17 protein-coding genes are annotated in these 16,546 nt (G+C 42.3%); 11 read left to right on the top strand and 6 right to left on the bottom strand.

Annotated features, from left to right (window positions below; all coding sequences use genetic code 11):
• The first annotated feature begins 1 nt into the window (after position 1).
• Positions 2–736, top strand: a complete 735-nt coding sequence (locus B0X71_RS19035) for an urease accessory protein UreH domain-containing protein (RefSeq protein ID WP_077591146.1) — start codon at positions 2–4, stop codon at positions 734–736.
• Between the two features lie 652 nt (positions 737–1,388).
• Here the strand turns inward: B0X71_RS19035 and B0X71_RS21120 are convergent.
• Positions 1,389–1,811 (bottom strand): hypothetical protein, encoded by a 423-nt coding sequence (locus tag B0X71_RS21120; protein WP_156889981.1) that lies wholly within the window; start codon positions 1,809–1,811, stop codon positions 1,389–1,391.
• Positions 1,812–1,991: 180 nt separating this feature from the next.
• Here B0X71_RS21120 and B0X71_RS21115 point away from each other — a divergent pair, with 180 nt between their 5' ends.
• The 4 genes from B0X71_RS21115 to B0X71_RS19015 all read left to right on the top strand — a co-directional run bounded on the left by B0X71_RS21115 (position 1,992) and on the right by B0X71_RS19015 (position 3,995).
• The gene (locus tag B0X71_RS21115; RefSeq protein WP_156889980.1) at positions 1,992–2,225 is read left to right on the top strand and encodes a hypothetical protein; all 234 of its coding nucleotides are present in this window, start codon (positions 1,992–1,994) and stop codon (positions 2,223–2,225) included.
• Between the two features lie 378 nt (positions 2,226–2,603).
• A complete protein-coding gene (locus B0X71_RS19025) occupies positions 2,604–2,885 on the top strand; it encodes an AbrB/MazE/SpoVT family DNA-binding domain-containing protein (protein WP_077591144.1) in 282 nt (93 codons plus the stop codon).
• A gap of 83 nt (positions 2,886–2,968) precedes the next feature.
• Entirely contained in the window at positions 2,969–3,337 is a 369-nt protein-coding gene (locus B0X71_RS19020) for a type II toxin-antitoxin system PemK/MazF family toxin (RefSeq protein WP_156889979.1), read from the top strand.
• A 220-nt stretch (positions 3,338–3,557) separates the two neighbouring features.
• Complete coding sequence (locus B0X71_RS19015) at positions 3,558–3,995, top strand: DUF4279 domain-containing protein (RefSeq protein ID WP_077591142.1); 438 nt, start codon at positions 3,558–3,560, stop codon at positions 3,993–3,995.
• Between the two features lie 333 nt (positions 3,996–4,328).
• Here B0X71_RS19015 and B0X71_RS19010 read toward each other — a convergent pair whose 3' ends face one another.
• Complete coding sequence (locus B0X71_RS19010; RefSeq protein ID WP_156889978.1) at positions 4,329–4,838, bottom strand: hypothetical protein; 510 nt, start codon at positions 4,836–4,838, stop codon at positions 4,329–4,331.
• A gap of 343 nt (positions 4,839–5,181) precedes the next feature.
• Here B0X71_RS19010 and B0X71_RS19005 point away from each other — a divergent pair, with 343 nt between their 5' ends.
• Positions 5,182–5,541, top strand: coding sequence for a GNAT family N-acetyltransferase (locus B0X71_RS19005; protein ID WP_077591140.1), 360 nt, complete (start codon positions 5,182–5,184; stop codon positions 5,539–5,541).
• A 191-nt stretch (positions 5,542–5,732) separates the two neighbouring features.
• Here B0X71_RS19005 and B0X71_RS19000 read toward each other — a convergent pair whose 3' ends face one another.
• On the bottom strand, positions 5,733–6,404 hold the full coding sequence (locus B0X71_RS19000) for a LuxR C-terminal-related transcriptional regulator (RefSeq protein WP_077591139.1): 672 nt from the start codon (positions 6,402–6,404) through the stop codon (positions 5,733–5,735).
• A 197-nt stretch (positions 6,405–6,601) separates the two neighbouring features.
• Positions 6,602–7,228, bottom strand: coding sequence for a cell wall hydrolase (locus tag B0X71_RS18995; RefSeq protein ID WP_077591086.1), 627 nt, complete (start codon positions 7,226–7,228; stop codon positions 6,602–6,604).
• Between the two features lie 613 nt (positions 7,229–7,841).
• Between B0X71_RS18995 and B0X71_RS18990 the strand changes: the two genes are divergently transcribed.
• The 3 genes from B0X71_RS18990 to B0X71_RS18980 all read left to right on the top strand — a co-directional run bounded on the left by B0X71_RS18990 (position 7,842) and on the right by B0X71_RS18980 (position 11,023).
• Positions 7,842–8,087 (top strand): hypothetical protein, encoded by a 246-nt coding sequence (locus B0X71_RS18990; RefSeq protein ID WP_077591085.1) that lies wholly within the window; start codon positions 7,842–7,844, stop codon positions 8,085–8,087.
• A gap of 341 nt (positions 8,088–8,428) precedes the next feature.
• Entirely contained in the window at positions 8,429–8,875 is a 447-nt protein-coding gene (locus B0X71_RS18985) for a hypothetical protein (RefSeq protein WP_077591084.1), read from the top strand.
• A 126-nt stretch (positions 8,876–9,001) separates the two neighbouring features.
• A complete protein-coding gene (locus B0X71_RS18980; RefSeq protein ID WP_077591083.1) occupies positions 9,002–11,023 on the top strand; it encodes a bifunctional diguanylate cyclase/phosphodiesterase in 2,022 nt (673 codons plus the stop codon).
• 236 nt (positions 11,024–11,259) lie between these two features.
• On the opposite strand, the gene B0X71_RS18975 is transcribed toward B0X71_RS18980, so the two are convergent.
• Positions 11,260–11,610, bottom strand: a complete 351-nt coding sequence (locus tag B0X71_RS18975) for a helix-turn-helix domain-containing protein (RefSeq protein WP_077591138.1) — start codon at positions 11,608–11,610, stop codon at positions 11,260–11,262.
• Between the two features lie 1,214 nt (positions 11,611–12,824).
• On the opposite strand from B0X71_RS18975, the gene B0X71_RS18970 reads away from it, so the two are divergent.
• Positions 12,825–14,600 carry a hypothetical protein gene (locus B0X71_RS18970; protein WP_077591137.1) on the top strand — a complete coding sequence of 592 codons (1,776 nt, stop codon included), beginning with the start codon at positions 12,825–12,827 and terminating at the stop codon, positions 14,598–14,600.
• Between the two features lie 61 nt (positions 14,601–14,661).
• Positions 14,662–15,768 (top strand): tyrosine recombinase XerS, encoded by a 1,107-nt coding sequence (gene xerS / locus B0X71_RS18965; protein ID WP_198038773.1) that lies wholly within the window; start codon positions 14,662–14,664, stop codon positions 15,766–15,768.
• 102 nt (positions 15,769–15,870) lie between these two features.
• On the opposite strand, the gene B0X71_RS18960 is transcribed toward xerS, so the two are convergent.
• Positions 15,871–16,476, bottom strand: a complete 606-nt coding sequence (locus tag B0X71_RS18960; RefSeq protein WP_077591135.1) for a hypothetical protein — start codon at positions 16,474–16,476, stop codon at positions 15,871–15,873.
• Between the last annotated feature and the right edge of the window lie 70 nt (positions 16,477–16,546).

The raw sequence follows: 16,546 nt of genomic DNA, 5'->3' as shown, positions 1-16,546 counted from the left end.
TATGTATAGTCTATTAAGTCAAATGAGCAGTTGGATGTCAGAGCCGCTTCTAAACGTAACTGCTGGACTTGAAGGAGCCCCTGTGATATTCGCTTTGCTTCTAGGAATTATCGGTGCAATGACCCCTTGTCAGTTTACCGGTAATATCGGCGCCGTAACGTTTTATGGCAACAAGTCGCTTCAACAAGGAGTGGCATGGAAAGATATCCTGTTTTTCAATGCAGGAAAAGTAACGGTATTCACCGGACTTGGATTGCTCGTCTGGCTGCTGGGCACTGGAATTGAAAATGAACTCACCGCGTACTTCCCATGGATTCGGAAAATGATTGGTCCCCTGTTCATCATCGTTGGAATCTTCATGCTCGGTCTTATTAAAATCAGGTGGACGGTCCCCCTTCTGCAACTGCCAAGTCGGCTATTTAAAGACGGGGAAACTGGTTCCTTCCTGATGGGCGCAAGCTTTTCGCTCGGTTTCTGTCCGACTATGTTTATCCTGTTCTTTTTCACACTCATGCCAGTTGCAGTTAGCACTTCCTACGGCGTTGTTCTGCCAGGACTATTTGCACTTGGAACGTCACTTCCGCTGTTCATCGCCATTTTTTTAATTTGGTACTATGGTGCAGGTGGAGCTGTAATGAAAAGAGGCAAAAAGCTCGGCCTGTATGTCCAACGAACCGCTGGCATACTCCTTCTTATCCTTGGCATTTTTGATACATTAGTTTATTGGACGATTTGAAATCATAGACATATGCAGAGATGTAGTTTCTGTTAACAATCATCTAATTGAGTTCTTTTTCGGCACATTCATTACTGGGAAACTTTCTTCTGCGACTCTTGTAAAAGGTCTTGTAGAGAACAATTGTCACAGTAACACTATGGTTAAACTGATTACGCAAGATGAGGTGAAATTTGCTTTCTTTAAATAAAGCGCATGGCAACGGAAGTAGGTGTGAGCATGTTAACTTGGAAGTACATTAAAAAAGTGAGGATGTTTCATTCGGCTATACCGAAGACGGGCTTCCCTACTTACAAACGTTTATCCAGGGCTGGAATAATAACGAAGCGTTTACCGATCTTACCGATTTAGTCACTGTTAAAACTGTCTTTCATGATCCCTCGAATATCGAAGTCCAGAAAGAATATGTACATCCTGATGTGAGAAGCAATGTTACAGTATTGAAGTTTGCAAATGAGGCAGCTGACAAGTTAGTCGAATTGGCTTTACAAGATAGTTCCATAGCATTCTTCACCGATGAAGATGACCCGCATTACTAATTTGATGCAGTTAATGTAATTTATCAGTAATTGTGTTACATCCGATTCTGTATAAACCTAGGGTAGGGGGAAATGCTTGCTTTACAAAAATTTCAAAACTTGTATAATGGTAATTAACTTGGGACAATAGTAAGCGAACGTTTCTCATATAAATTCGGTAACATACTGCAGACAATAGAGCTGCCTGCAAAAAGCCACAAAGAATCCAAGGATTCTTTGTGGCTTTTTGCAGGATCTTCAACAGAAAAATAAAAATTTCTTGGAAAGACAGAGGGAGTGAACGACGTGAAGCCATCAGAAATCATGGCCCGGCACATCGCACCCTTCTGAATATGTAACAGGAACCAGGCAGCGAGAAACATCATTTCAGCCGACCGAGAATCATTAAGGTCAGAGAAGAGAATTTGATTTGTACGCGTCTGTTTAATTTGACCGTTACAGTTGAAAACTATCAGGATAACGGGATTGCCCAGAACCAAGCGGAATCGTACCTGCGGGCAGAAGAATGTAAGGTGTTTCTGACGGAATTGCTTCATCATAAATTCCCATTGCCGACGGATTACCGACAGTTGCAGGAAGAGAAAGCAGGGAGTGTCTGCATACACATTGAAGCCATCGAGCCACCGGAAATCTTTGCAACTCGGGAAATAAAGCTCTTAGGAGTTCTTAGGAGTAGTAAGTCTAATTATTTCTGCAATGGACAGGAGGAACCTACCGTGGATTTAAAGCATATAAAAGAGCTTTTGACGACTATCTCCCAATATCACACGGTTAATATCACACAGAACTTCACGAAGATGGGAACGGACTGGATTCAGGTCAAGTGCCTGCCGGATACTAGAGTTCTGGAACTGACATATATTCAAACGCAAGTCGTTGAATACTATGAATCGATAGATGATGCAGCGAACATCATAGCGAGTCAGCTCAATTCAACGACCGCTCTTTAGACTCCTGCAGACACAGGAGCTTTCTTTTTGTTTAATGTAACTTAATAACAAAAAAGATACTTCAGTTCTTTGATTCCGTTATATTCATAGGAAATTAAATACAGTTAGAGATTATGTCAAAAATAAGTTACATTAAAATGCAGTTAGGATGAGAGCAAAAAGGAAATTCGACAAATTACGGGTTTACCTATGAGGGACTATAGGTAGTCCTGTAAAACTAAAGCTAAACTACCGGAAAAAAGTGTTTTTTTAAAAAGTTCCTTCCTTTTTTAAATTAAAAAATAATTATCGATGAATGTTAGGAGGTATATCCCTTGTCGATTGTAGATACATTGTATATACTTATTCTATAAATAGCACTCTGAGGAGTTGATTCACATGGCGCAAATTAAACAAAAAGTTAGTCATCGAGAGGCTAGACTTCAGAATTGGGGTAATAGTAAAGCTGTTCGGCTTACGCGAGATGTTTTAGAGGAAGCCGGATTCAATGAAACTGAGGATGCTGTACTTGATGTAGAGATTGAACCCAATCGAATTTCGTTGGTTCGAAAAAGCAAGTTAACCCCCTTTCAAAAGCTATTTGTTGGATATAGTGGCGGAAAGCCTGAACCTGAACCTCTTTGGGATGAAGTAGAACCAGTCGGAAAAGAAGACTGGTAAGCAGTTAATAGGCTTAAAGATCGCTTGCCTGTACTTAGTCCTTTATGGAAAAGTACAGGCACTATTTAATTGGAGGAGTAATGATGACAAGATTTTTTAAAGTTGGTGACATTATAAAAGTCGATATGTCCCCGGCAAAAGGACACGAACAGAAAGGTTATCGTCCGGCGATTGTAGTTTCAGAAGAAAATGTACATAAAGAAACCGATTTAATTTGGGTCTTGCCAATCACTAATACGAATAAAGGTTATCCAACACATGTGCCAGTAAATGAAAGAACCAAGAATAGCAAGAAAAGCGGAGCAAACAATCAGACAACTGGGTATGTATTGTGTGAAAAAATAAAGGCAATTGATCCATTGGCCCGAGCAGCAAGATTAACGGACGAAGCTGATCAAGGCTTGATTGAAGATTGTAAGGCTATTATTGATGCCATTACTTATATAGGATGAATAAAGCGGGGACCAATCGAAATGATTGGTCTTTTTAAATACCTGAATTTCATTTTTGTTCGTAAAAGTTGTACTTTTACGAACGCTTTTTAACTCGATAGGATAAATAATTTTTATATGTAATTTTCTTGCAACTGGTAATATGATTGTAAGATTATATGAAAACAGAACATTAATATTGTGCATAGGAAAACTGTTTAAAATTAATTAGGGGGATCCAATGGAAAAAACGAATAGCTATACGTATTTTGGAATTACCAGTAATGGGGAAATGGGCGACCGCGGGTTCGAAGCTAATAAAAAAGGAATTTTCAATCCAAAAGAGATAACTGATTTGCTGGACATTCAGCCTTTTAGTAGTTGGGCCTATGGGGAAAATAGAACGAGTGGAACTAAATATGGTTTCTCTTCATGGAATGCGGAGAAATCCGATATTGATAGATTAGATGTAGAAGCCCAATGCAGGGATACTATTAAAAGGTTAAAAAGTAAAATTCCACTTCTCAATCAGATAAAGGAGCAATATGACGTAAACTTTGTCCTAATGATTGTCCCTAGCATATATGGTGATGAACAACCTTGGATCGCATTTAATGAAGAAGTAATAGAATTTTGTTACTTAACAGAAACTACAATTGAAGTAGATATGTATATGTAATCTTTAGTAGATGAAGACAAAAAATCATTGAATTAGTAATCACTATCGGTAAAAAGCTAATAAGAGACCCAAAAATTTTTAGTTTTTTGAAATATAGAGACGAAGCTTCATTAGAGAATAATACTAGTTCGAATTGAATGTAACTTAAGTGCAGTTAACAAGCGTAGATGGCCCAGCTATCTTAGAAATGGCGTTAGTTGATAACAATGTGCCGCCGATGGGAGACCGCGTGAAATTTTTATCGTCATTTGGCAAATAAGAAACAAATCCCCTTTTCAATTTACTGAGAAGGGGATTTTTTATGGAAGTAAAAATGCATATGGGAAAAGGTTCTTATATATCTAGGTGCAATTTATTGATCGCTTCCAGAACAGCGCTTAGTGTCTGCCCTTTAAACGTGTCCGGGACCGCCTGGTCATCGCCGGTGGCGATGAAATAGTAAGCACCTATTTTTTCGTCGTAACGGTATCCGAGATTGGATAGTGCTTTTTGTAAATCTTCCGGCAACCTGTCTGAACCGGTATGTTCAGAAAAATACTTTGTGGGTATTACTTTTACATCCCTGTCATCCGTTCCTGTATAGACGATTAACAAGTCACAGGCTTGCCGAAGCACCCACTGCCTTTTTGAATACAGCGAAATCCTTTGCCCTTCCAACCTCGAAATTCCATCCAAATTGATACTGAAAATCCGATTTATCATCTGACGGATTCCGTCACATGTCAATTCTGCTCTTTGCCGGGTTATGTACTCATCCATCGCTTTTTTAGATTGGGAAGTGTTGGATAGAGATACGGGCAGCAGCTCCTTCAACTCTTTGTCCATGATGGGCATAATGGTCAAATTAATGTTGAAAACCTGATGTACAACTCTGCAAATCTCAAGGGACGTGATTTCCCCTCGGACAGAGTTTAGGAAGGTATCCATAGCTTCAGTTTTTGTCATCGCTTGAATGGGATTAGGGGTTGGCATGTCATTGCTCCATTCATTTTTGTTTCCATTATAAAGGATTTCCCCTCTTAAATATCGCCTATTTTTTGTGGAACCGCGAAAACACATTATGATAAACGGCGCAAAAAATTTCCAGAGAACAATAACTGATTTAGAGAATGGGTAAAATCAGGTATCATGGAGAGTGTGAAGAAATTGACAAGAGAAAGCGAGTGCGCAGAAAGGGAGAGATGAAATGCTGGTGAAATATAGAAAACCGTATAAAAAAATCGCAATGGGCTTGTTATCGTTATTTCCTGAAGCGCGAGACCTGAAGAAACTCCAAGAAACGATGCATAGGTACGAGGAAAACGCGAATTGGCAATTATATTTATGGAAGGAAGCGGAAGATACAGTTGGGGTGATCGGTGTGGAAATTATGGAAGATACTTTTGTTATTCATCACCTTGCAATTGTCCCCTCGCATCGAAGCGAGGGAATAGGCCACAAAATGATCGAACAAATCCGAAAAGTGATGGGCGAACGACAGATGGAAAGCGCTGAACCGACTGGAAAATTCGTAAAAAAGTATTTAGAAGAAATACATTTAACTTAACTAAGCCTAAAAATGTTTAGGTGACCACAATAAGGGAGAGCTGTAGATTCGAAACGCCAGAAGAACTTATTCCCGTTCTTTTCAGTGAGGTATCTTTCAGCAGGGGAATTCAACATAACTTCATTCCCATTCTCGTTATGACTCAAGTATAAAGGGCGATTGTTCAGTTTCTTGATGAACTGAAATTTCGATTAAATTTTCACCCAGCCATTTTTGATTGCCGCAACCACCGCTTGGGTCCGATCTTCTGCGTACATCTTGTCCAATATCCTGGAAACATGACCCTTCACCGTTTTTTCAGAAATGAATAGGGTCGCCGCTATTTCCTGGTTACTGCTTCCGGCGGCCAGTAATTCCAAGACATCAACTTCACGCTTTGTGAGCAGGTAATAGGGAGGGCGTATATCCGACTGGTAAAAGGCCCTTTCTTCGGTCTCACTTAACCGGCAGAATTCAGCGATCAGCCAAGGCGTCATCTGCGGATGGATATAGGAGTCGCCATGGGCCACAGCTTCTACCGCTCGCACAATAGAATCCGCTCCCATATTTTTTAACAGATACCCTTCAGCACCTGCCTGCAATGCACGGCTTACATTAGTTTGATCACTTGAGGACGAAATAGCCGCCACTTTTGCTTGCGGGTACCTCGCAGTTAACCCGCTGACCGACCTCATCCCTTCTCCGTCTGACAAATTAAGATCTATGAGCAGCACATCCGGGCAGTGTTTTTCATACAGCCCTAGAATCGATTTTCCAGTATCGCCTTCTGCAATCACTTCTGCAGCGCCATCCGCCTCCAGAATTCGCTTAAGGCCTTCACGAAATTGAGTGTTCTGATCAACCAGCATAACAGTTAAGGTCATAATATCATTCTCCCGCTACCCCATCGGGCGGCCCCTTTTCATCTTCATTTATAAAATCTTCCTATATCGTCGTGTTGCCAGTCATGCTAACTTACTGTTCAATTACAAATTGTCGAGAGGCAAAAAATGGCGTCTTCTAGGAAAGGAGCCGAAATAAAAAACAACGCTGTCCTTAAAAGGAAGGACAGCGTCTTCCGTTACCTGGCAAAATGATGGTTGCCGATCTGCCGGATGACGTCGCGGCTGAAGATCCACGTGTCGGTGACCCCGCTCGGGTTATAGTAATAAGTGGCTCCATAAGAAGGATCCCAGCCGAAAAAAGCATCCTTCACTGCCCGGAACGCTGTGGTGCTGGGTGAAAGCCAGTACTGGCCATCATTTACCGCTGTAAATGCGTTGCGTTGAAAAACAACTTCATATGTAGTGTTTGGAAACGCAGAAGATTCGATGCGATTCAAAATGACAGCCGCCACAGCAACTTGTCCCTCATAGCTTTCGCCACGTGCCTCCCCGTGTACAACGTGAGCGATCATTTCGATTTGATCCATCATATTCCGCGTCAGAGGACCAGTGTAGCCGGTGGAAGTGATATTGAAATCCGCTTGAAACCGTTCGACTGCATTCTTGGTGATGGGGCCATAATAACCGGTTGTATCGGCATGGAAATAACCCAATGCCTGCAAGGATGCCTGTAATTCCTTGACCTCCTGTCCGGTGGAACCCACATACAAATCGGCAGAATTATGTGCTTCTGCTCCTGCTGGTGAAAAGTTTAGGACGATCAGTGTAAAAAGAACGCCTGCTATGATTTTTATCCGTTTCATCCTTCTCCCCTTTCCTTTTCGGAACCTCGTCAGCTCCACTAGGACTAGTGTAGAATTGGAAACGGAAGAATAAAATCCTACAGACTTCCTTAATTCCTATCAATTAAAAGTTCGAAAGATAGGCTTAGATTGATGTTGCTCTGACTACAATCGGTTACCTGATCATTCATCAAGTATTTATACCTAGAATGAACTGGTACTAAAATCCCCAAATAAGAAAAAGAAGTGGAAGGGATCGAGCGGGAGGAAGAAATCGCAAAAAGATCCGCTGAGTAAATATGCCGCTTTTGGAACAGGAACAACAGATACAGCCAAATCTTCTAGTGAATAAAAAGCAATGCTTGGTTTACATCGAGAAATAGTGTTTTTAATAATCGCAGAAAAACAGTAATAGAGGGATTTCATCAAGAATAGCAACTGCAGGTGCGGGATATTATCAAGCACTCTTTTAAGTTTAATCTGTAGAACGGTGGGAATTCAAAAAGAGAATAAAGTGTAACCGATCATGAGTCAGGCTTTATTCTATAGAGGTTGAGGTAAATGAAATCCGGAGACCTTCGTGAAAGGGCCATGCCCTTTTAAGATGACGGAGGATTCGAAAGGAAGGAAGCCAATGAAGGATGGAAAGTACAAAGTCGGCTCCGTCGAACAAGGAATCGTGAAAATTCTGTTGGTGGAAGATGAATCCATCGAAGAACAATTGCCCGCTTCTGCATTTCCTGCTGCCGCGCCAGAGGGATTGGTCCTGCAAGTCACTTCTGATAAAGAGACCGTTACGATCATGCCACTTTTTGAAGAAACGCAAGAACTGCCGAAACAGGCCGAAAAAGCGACGGATGAACTGGAAAAACACATATGAAAGAATCCCCTGCCATTTTAGATTAAAGTGCCAGGGGATTTTGTTTGTCCGCTCCAAAGACGGGATTTCCATTAGAAAGAACTCAAACAAAGACATTTATCCTCGAAGTAGCTTAATTAGTCGTTTTTAACTAATAAAGTTATAGAAAATTAATTAAGACATAAGAACCTACATTGGCTAATTATGTTTAGCTTCTCGATCTTTGTAGGAAAACAAAATAGAATACACTTTTTAGCAATTTAGAAGAAAGAAGGGCACCTGTGGAATAGCGTAAGCTGAAGAATAACCTCACTTGGGGTATTGCAGCGCAAGCTAACAAGTAAGCGGAAAGGAGTCTGTTCATGAATACCACAGAAGGAAAAGCAAGAGTCCATACGAAGCGGCGGCTGGAACCTGAAGACCAGATAAAAAGTGCGAGCTATCAGGAAGCGGAGCTGAAGCGCCTGATTCCGGAGCTGGATGAAAAAGAACAGCGGGCGGTAGAGGGTGCAATCCTGGAAATTCAGCAGCTGAACAAACAAATTTACAACCTCAAGCAGCAAGAAAGAGCATTGCGGGCAGAAATGCAGGAGCAGGCCGAAGACTTGAAAATGGAGAAATGGCGTGTGAAAGATACCGCCCTGTTTCTGGATTCGTTGGCGGAAGAATTCGTAAAGATACTTAAGACCCCCGTTAATTTCGAGAGCGAGCAGCAGCTGCGCATCCATTACTTCGAGCTGCGGAATACTGGTAAAAAATTAGCGGGTAATTGTAAAGAAAAATCCAAAACACTTAACTTTCTCTCCTGAAAATCCGAAATTAACTGTAAGAACGACAATAACTGTATCTGTAGGCATGGGAAAATTTAAAATCCCGCCCTGTTAATTAGATGCCCTGGGAAGAAAAATCGGATAAGAACCATAAAGGAGAAATCAATGGAACAGCTTGAAAAACAGGCAGCGGCACTGCTGACGTCACGAAAAGACCATATTGTCATCCTCGGAAAACAAGGGGAAATAGTTCACGCCAACGACAATTGGATTGAATACTGCTGCAGGAACGGGTTGCCTGAATCCCTATGGAAATGCGAATCGAATTATCTGACGGCACTCCAAGAAAGGGAAAGGCAGGCGGAAGCAGAAAACATCGAACGGGTCAGACGGGGACATGAACCTGAATATGTCCGGCTGATTCCGCTTCAAGTTTCGGGGGAAACCCATTGGTTTTCGCTTCAAGCCCGCCCATTCCCGCTCGCAAACAGCGAAACCGGCGTTGTTCTTTACAAGCAGCCCGTCGATTTGGCAATGGACGGGTACTTGGGTACACGGGAAGTGCTCGAAAGCATGACGGATGCTTTCATTTTGATTGACGGTGACCTCAATTTCCGTTATCTCAATGGCGCAGCAGAAAAATTGATTCAACTGAACCGAACAGAAGTGATCGGTAAAAACGTATGGGAGGTTTTCCCGGAAGCGAAGGACAGCGTCTTCCATACAAATTACAGAAAACTGAAGATGGGACAGGTTGACGTCCAATTCGACTTTTACGCACAGGCCTTTGCTAAATGGTTCGATGTAAGGGCATACCGGGTGGCCAATAAAGGACTGGCAATTTATTTCCGGGATGCAAGCGAACGGAAAGCGACGGAACAGCTGCTAGAGGAAAAGGCTTATTACGACTACCTGACGGGTCTGCCCAACCGCTGGAAAATTGAACAGACCATCCAGCAGCTGCTGCAAAATGGGAGCCGGTTTTCGCTTTTCTACATCAACTTGAATAAATTGAAATTCATCAATGATCTTCATAGCCACAGAACAGGCGACGAAGTGCTGAAGAAAGTGGCGGAGCGGTTAAAAGGCATTGCTCGGTCGGATAATGCAATCAGCCGTTTCGAAGGGGATGAATTTCTTCTGGTCCATGAACACGGAACAGGCCAAGGGTACCGAACATTCGAAGCGGAAGTTCTCCAGGCATTCGCCGAGCCATTCGTACTGGAGAATGCCCAGTGCATCCAGATGGGCGCCAGTATCGGCATCGCTTCTTACCCGGATCATGCGCGGGATGTGGAGGAATTGATAACGTGCGCTGGAACGGCGATGGCTGAGGCGAAGAAAGAAACCACCACATCCTGTTCTGTTTTCAGTCCTGATATGCGGTTCAAGCTGGCCAGACGCGTGAAAATCGAACAGGACTTAGCCGGAGACCTCGGCGAGGCGGGCATTTATCATGTCCTGCAGCCGCAGATTCATGGCGTGACCGGGGAACTGCGAGGGGTTGAGGTCCTGGCACGGTGGCAGCATCCGGAATTCGGCGCTATTTCTCCGACAGAATTTATCCAAATCGCTGAAGAGACAGGTACCATTGCCAGGCTGACCTACTATTTGATCGAAGACGTGTTCGACAGCATGAAAAAACGGGAAACTGCTTATAAGGGCCGGCTTCGAACGGCCATTAATATTACGCCGACCTTGCTTTCGAGCAAGCCATTTTTCGATGAATTTTTCCGGTTGATTGAGGAATACGGCATTCTGCCGGAATTGCTGGAAATTGAAGTGACAGAAAGCATGGATTTCACGTATTCAAGCTTGGCTTTTGGTCATTTGATGGAATGCCAGGCGAAAGGAATTTCCATTGCAATCGATGACTTTGGGACCGGTTTTTCCAGGCTGACGACGTTGATCGATTTCCCTGTCGATAAGATTAAGCTTGACCGGTTCTTTGTCCAGAAAATCGGGATGGACCGGAAAGCGGAAGTTGTGCTTGAGTCGCTGATCCGCTTCGTTAAAACCCTGGATTGTGAGATCCTGGCGGAAGGGGTGGAACATGAACGCGAAAGGGCATTCTTAAACCGTATGGGATGTACAATCCATCAAGGATATTACTACGCCAAACCGATGGGGATATGCGATTTCGAGAAAATGTATTTAGGGGAAAAGCCCACTGGAAGTTTCGGCTGATCCTGATGGAACCATCCGGTCTGCCAAAAGCCAATAGGATTACTGCAAAGAGGAAGAAGAAGTTCCATTTGTTACGAAATCAATCAAGAAAAGGAGGGAGCGGCATTCCGGTTCTGGGCACGTAAGAAAAAGCACTTCTGGCAGCGGGTACCGGCTCCGCGGCGGGGAGTGCTTTTGGCTATGGCCATTTACGCTACTAGTCGCCGGTGCGTAGCAAGCCCTTTTCGCGAACATTACTATTCGCCGAGAAATTGCTTAATCCGCCGCCTTGCTTGGATATACGAGACCATGTCCGCCATTTCCTCTTTCTCCACTCGCTGGTGATCGAGGTGAAATATATACCCGGCCAGCGAATAAGGATTTTGCAGATGGAATTCCATGTCCTCCTTCCGGCGGTCCAGAAGAAAATCGGTTGACACATTGAAATAATCGGCGATTCTCGCCAGGTCAGGTGCCACTAGCACTTTTTTGCCTCGTTCCCATGCTTCCAAGGTATCAAGCGGCACACCAAGGGCCTCTGCCATGTCTTTTACCGACTGGTTTTGCTGTTCCCTTAATTTCTTTATCTGTTTTCCTGCTGTTTCCATTTTCTCACCTCTTAGGACTCATCAGTAATTTAGTGAAAAAGAACCTTTTTGAATTTTATCATATTTTATCTTTTAGACCCACTTAACTGTAAAAATATTATAAAATGATTAGGTCAGTTACTTTTTACTCTTTCCATGATAACCGAGGAGAATTACTGAAGGAATAAAATGACAAGCGCCAACATAATAAACGGAAATATCTCTGAAAACCGAATTTTACTGTTAGGGTCTTCGTTAAGAAGGGGATAATCGCAAAAAATACTTCCGGTTTTTTTCTGCAGAAATGATCTGGAGACAACCAGAAAACTCCTAAATACCTTAATTTCGAGGCAACCAGAAGACAAAATCGAATATCAACGCAGGGCCCTTAAAAAGCAAGATTAAATGCCTGATAACAAAGGGAAATATTACATAAAGGCGGGATGGTATGATACTCGAAAAAAACACTGTCGACTCTTTTTTTACCAATCACTTTCTAACTGGACAGCGACAGTATACAAGCTTGGCTCCGCATCTTTCAAAGAAAAATGCGAGAATACCGCATCAATTAAAGGATTACTGCTTTTCGGAAACAACAATCGGTCTCCTTTTAACCGTTACTCTCATTAACTCAAGAACTTTTGAGGAATATACCCATAGTTTTATTGATACCGGCCGAAAAAATAAGTGAATGAAATGAAACAGCGTTCAACCCCCTTGATAAGGCGATCTTTAGTGGCATACATCCCATTTGCTAAAGATAGAAACCTGTGCCATTTTGAAGCGGAACCGTGGCTTTACCGCTTCCCATGCTGAAAAGCAGATGGGGCAAACTAACACAGTAATGAATATAGCGATGCTTTTAATTGCGGCTATTATTCCACGACATAGAAGGGAATCGGCTCCAACTGTGGCTCGATTCGCTGCGAAATGCGTAATTCCTCAGGTGTCAACGAGCAATAGCTCCATTTCTTGTTAATTCGTTCATTCCTTATTGTTCGCAAAATGTAAATTTTAACGAAAAATGAGGGAAAAGAGGACGAGACCATTATACTTCTAAAAAAATAAGATTACGCTAAATTCTAATTTAGTTTAAAGTTTTATAAAAATATGTATAATAAAATGAAAGAAGGAAAATGGGCAGGCATTCGCTCAGCACCACTTTCCTTCTCTCGATCACTTATATTATATTTGTATGATAACAGAATATAAGACTAATATCAAGGAGTATGATTATGAAAGCGAAACTTAACAACTCTATTTTAGAGGAAGTCTATAATATTTCAACTCCAGGAAAATGCCTTTTTGTACAGAAATGGAGTGAAATGTTTCATCACCAGACTATAAATACTTACACCTTTAGGCTTCGAAATACCCGTACGATGATCAAAGAGGCGAAAGACACCTTAGTGGAGGTAAAACAAGGAGTCGTCAAAGCAAGCAATCTCCATGATTTAATTCTTGAGTGTAGGAAGTATCTAGAAAAAGACATATGTTTCAAACAGCATTATCCACATTTACATACTGTTTTGTTGAAAGAACTGAAGTACAAATCAGATAACAAAAGTGAACTTGTACACTTAGAACATCGATTAAATAATGCTTTAAGCTCCATATCAACAAGCTACAAAGTCCATGTTATTGAAGATTTAGAAGTAGCAATTGAACAAAGCGACTTAAAAAAAGTGGAACAACTCTCGGAGTTATTAGCAAGTGAATTGATAAGCAGCGGGTGGTCTCCTCGGAGCTTGTCTAGATTGTTGCAAATCCATTTTTTGGGGATTAATCGTCTTCCTCCCTTTGAAGAGAAATGGTCTAACTTTATTGCTGAATTAAATAAAGAACCAAAAAATTTCAAGTGCTATTTCAAATTAAGTAGCAGCGAGTTAGAACACACTGGTAGCCTAGAAGCCTCTGAACTAAAAATCGTGTTGGGAAACAAAATAATAGAAGAGTTCTCCAATGCTAGGCGACATGTACAAGCTGACGCCTACTATTTACTAGAAGAAACAAAGGCTTTCTCAGAAGACATACATATGGCTGTAGAGGAAGCCAGGCATCAACTTGCAATTAAGCAGTCGGTCCTATCATACTTCGATATTCCTTTAGAAAATTTCGCATATGTTTTAGTAGGTTTCCCTAATCAAAGGATGACAAATTATGAACTAAGGAATGAACATGACTTACAAGAAGAATCTATTGACCAAGATATTAGAACAGTAATGACAGTGCTAAACAAAGGCTATTTCTCGTTGGAAGACAAGCAACGCCTTATCAATTTTTTTAGGCAGTACGACTTATCGATTCAAGCTACTTCTCTAGAGACTCGGTATACCAATCTTTGGAGCTCACTTGAATCGCTTCTAGTGAGTGGTCATCACAACTCTAAAATAGAGCACATCAAAAAAATTGTTCCTGCCATATTGTGTAGCAACTATGCTTATCGCCTTCTCGTTAACTTTTTGCAAGATTGTTCTCGTGCGGATGTAAGACCAAAATATAATGATAGAATCATAGAAACATCAGATCAAGACGCAGTGGAATTACTGCTTAAACTGGTAACAGAAAACGGACCTTCAAGGAATGCCTTTCAATCCAGCTTAAATGACTATACTCTTTTGGAGCAAAGATTTATCGAGCTTTCCAATGATTTTTCTAATAGTAAAACATATCATGACTTAATCTCGAACCACTTTGATACTGTTAGTTGGCATCTTCAAAGACTCTATAGAGCTCGGAATAAGCTTGTGCATGCAGCCATATCCGAAAAAGATACTGCCCTTCTAATAAATCACTTAAATTTTTATATAATGTCTACTGTCCATGAGTTCATTCATAGGTTGGAGAAAAATGAATTTCAAAATTTCGGGGATCTCTATCTTGCTATAGAAGACAATCACCTCGCTCTATCAGAAGCGTTACAGCAAAACATAAAGAATTCTCCTAGAGGTAAATTTATCTCTTATGATCCCGATTTAATTTTTCATGGTCCTATTTTTAAATATCTGTAACTATAAGCTAAAATTGGATTTAGCGTAATGTTTGACTAAAATTGACCAAGGAGGCTGAATGATGCCGGCTCCGACACAAAAAACCATCTTAGCAGAACAGCACATCGAGCGAGCCGTCCAGAACATGCCCTTCTATGTGGCAGATTATATCCGGGCAAAGAAGCGGTCTTCCCTGTCCCCACGTACGCTGAGCGGTTATTTATGGGACTACAAGCGCTTTTTCGATTGGCTGCGGGAAGAAGGATTCACCGAGGCTAAAACGAACAAAGACATCCCCTACACCGTTTTAGAGAATATGCGAAAAAGCGATATGGAGTACTTCTTTGAACGGTTGATGGAAGAGAAGATCGAGAAGCAGCAGAACGTCTTCGTCAAGCGCTCTTCCGACAGCACCACCCGCTTTATCCAATCTCTAAAGTCCTTGTTCAACTACCTCACCCGGGAAAGTGAACGGGAAGATGGTGAATGCTACTTCAACCGGAACGTCATGGCCAAGATCCAGGCGCCGAAGAAAGAGGAATCGATGGCCCGCCGTGCGAAACGGATCAATGCCAGCATGCTCGAAGCGGCGGAGATGGACGGCTTTCTTCACTTTGTCCGAAATGAGTACGTCACAACTCTTACGTCCCGGCAGTCTGCTTGGTTTAAGCGGAACCGGCTGCGGGATATCGCTATCCTATCCCTGTTCAGCGGCAGCGGCGCCCGGGTGAATGAAGTCGCGGGTCTCCTGATTACGGATATTGATTTCGTCCATGCTGATATAACCGCGCTCCGGAAGGGAAACAAGCTGGATACCATCAGCATCACTCAGTCTGCCCTCCAGGACATTCAGAACTACTTGGAAGTTCGGGAAGCTGTTTACCAGCCCGATAAGAAGAATCTGTTTCTTTTTTTAACCCGGCATGGCGGGACGGCAAAACCCATTTCAGTCGAGAGCATTGAAAAGATGGTGAACAAGTACACAGAAGCCTATTTAAAAGGCAAGCGACTGAGCCCTCATAAACTGCGGCACTCCTTCGCCAAACGCTTTATCGATGAAGGAGGGTCACTCGTTGCCCTGCGCGATCAGCTGGGCCATAATTCGATTGAGACCTCTTCCCTCTATACGAATCTGTCACAAGAGGAACAACGGGCCGTGCTGCGCCGGATGGATTCTTCAAAGGAATAGCGATTTCGACCATACTGAAAGGTAGAATTAAACGGAATCAAAATGGAACAGAGAAGAAATTCATCAATAATAAAAGGAAGAAGATGCCTAGTCTTCTTCCTTTTATTCTTGTTTTCGTTTTTCCGGATTTACGTATTCCTGTCTCAGGTGTTCAATCAAGGAAAAGACAATCTGTTCATCCAGCGACCCGAAATTGGAATCGAAGGACAAACGTTCGCCATCAAAATTGAAGGTGTCGAGCAGATACAGCACGCCCGGTGTTGCATATCCCCCTTTATACTGCATTATCCGGTTCAGGATATATGTCCGGAGCTCCCTGTTTTCAATCCGTCGGTGGTCCAGACAAGCGTTCACGAACGATTTTTTCAGCTGAAACCGGCCTTCCCAAATTTGCTTGGCAGCGAGTTGTTCCAATAATTCCTGACGAGTTTCCTCCCGAATTGCTTCCTTCTCTTCTTCCGTTAACACAACAGTTGTTGTGCTTTGATCCTCTCCTGGTAATTCAGGCGTTACATGTTCCGGCAGCCGTTCTTTCAGGAATGACAATAAATCGGCTTCTGTGACCAACCAGCCATTCTGTTTCGGACCTGCTCCTTTAGAACCGGTGATTTTCCCTTCGCGCAGCCAGTGTCTAACGCTTTCCTTATTGGTGGTGATTTTGTGCCGTTTCAGCACCTCAAAGAGCTCGTCCAATTCGTACTTTCTCAAGGTCCCACCTCCTGCCACAACAATTGTTGTTTTATTTAATATACAACAATTGTTGTATATTGGATAGGGC

This window comes from Planococcus lenghuensis, assembly GCF_001999905.1.
GTDB lineage: Bacteria > Bacillota > Bacilli > Bacillales_A > Planococcaceae > Indiicoccus > Indiicoccus lenghuensis.
The sequence above is the reverse complement of the archived record's forward strand: the minus strand, read 5'-3'. Positions and strand labels throughout refer to the sequence as shown.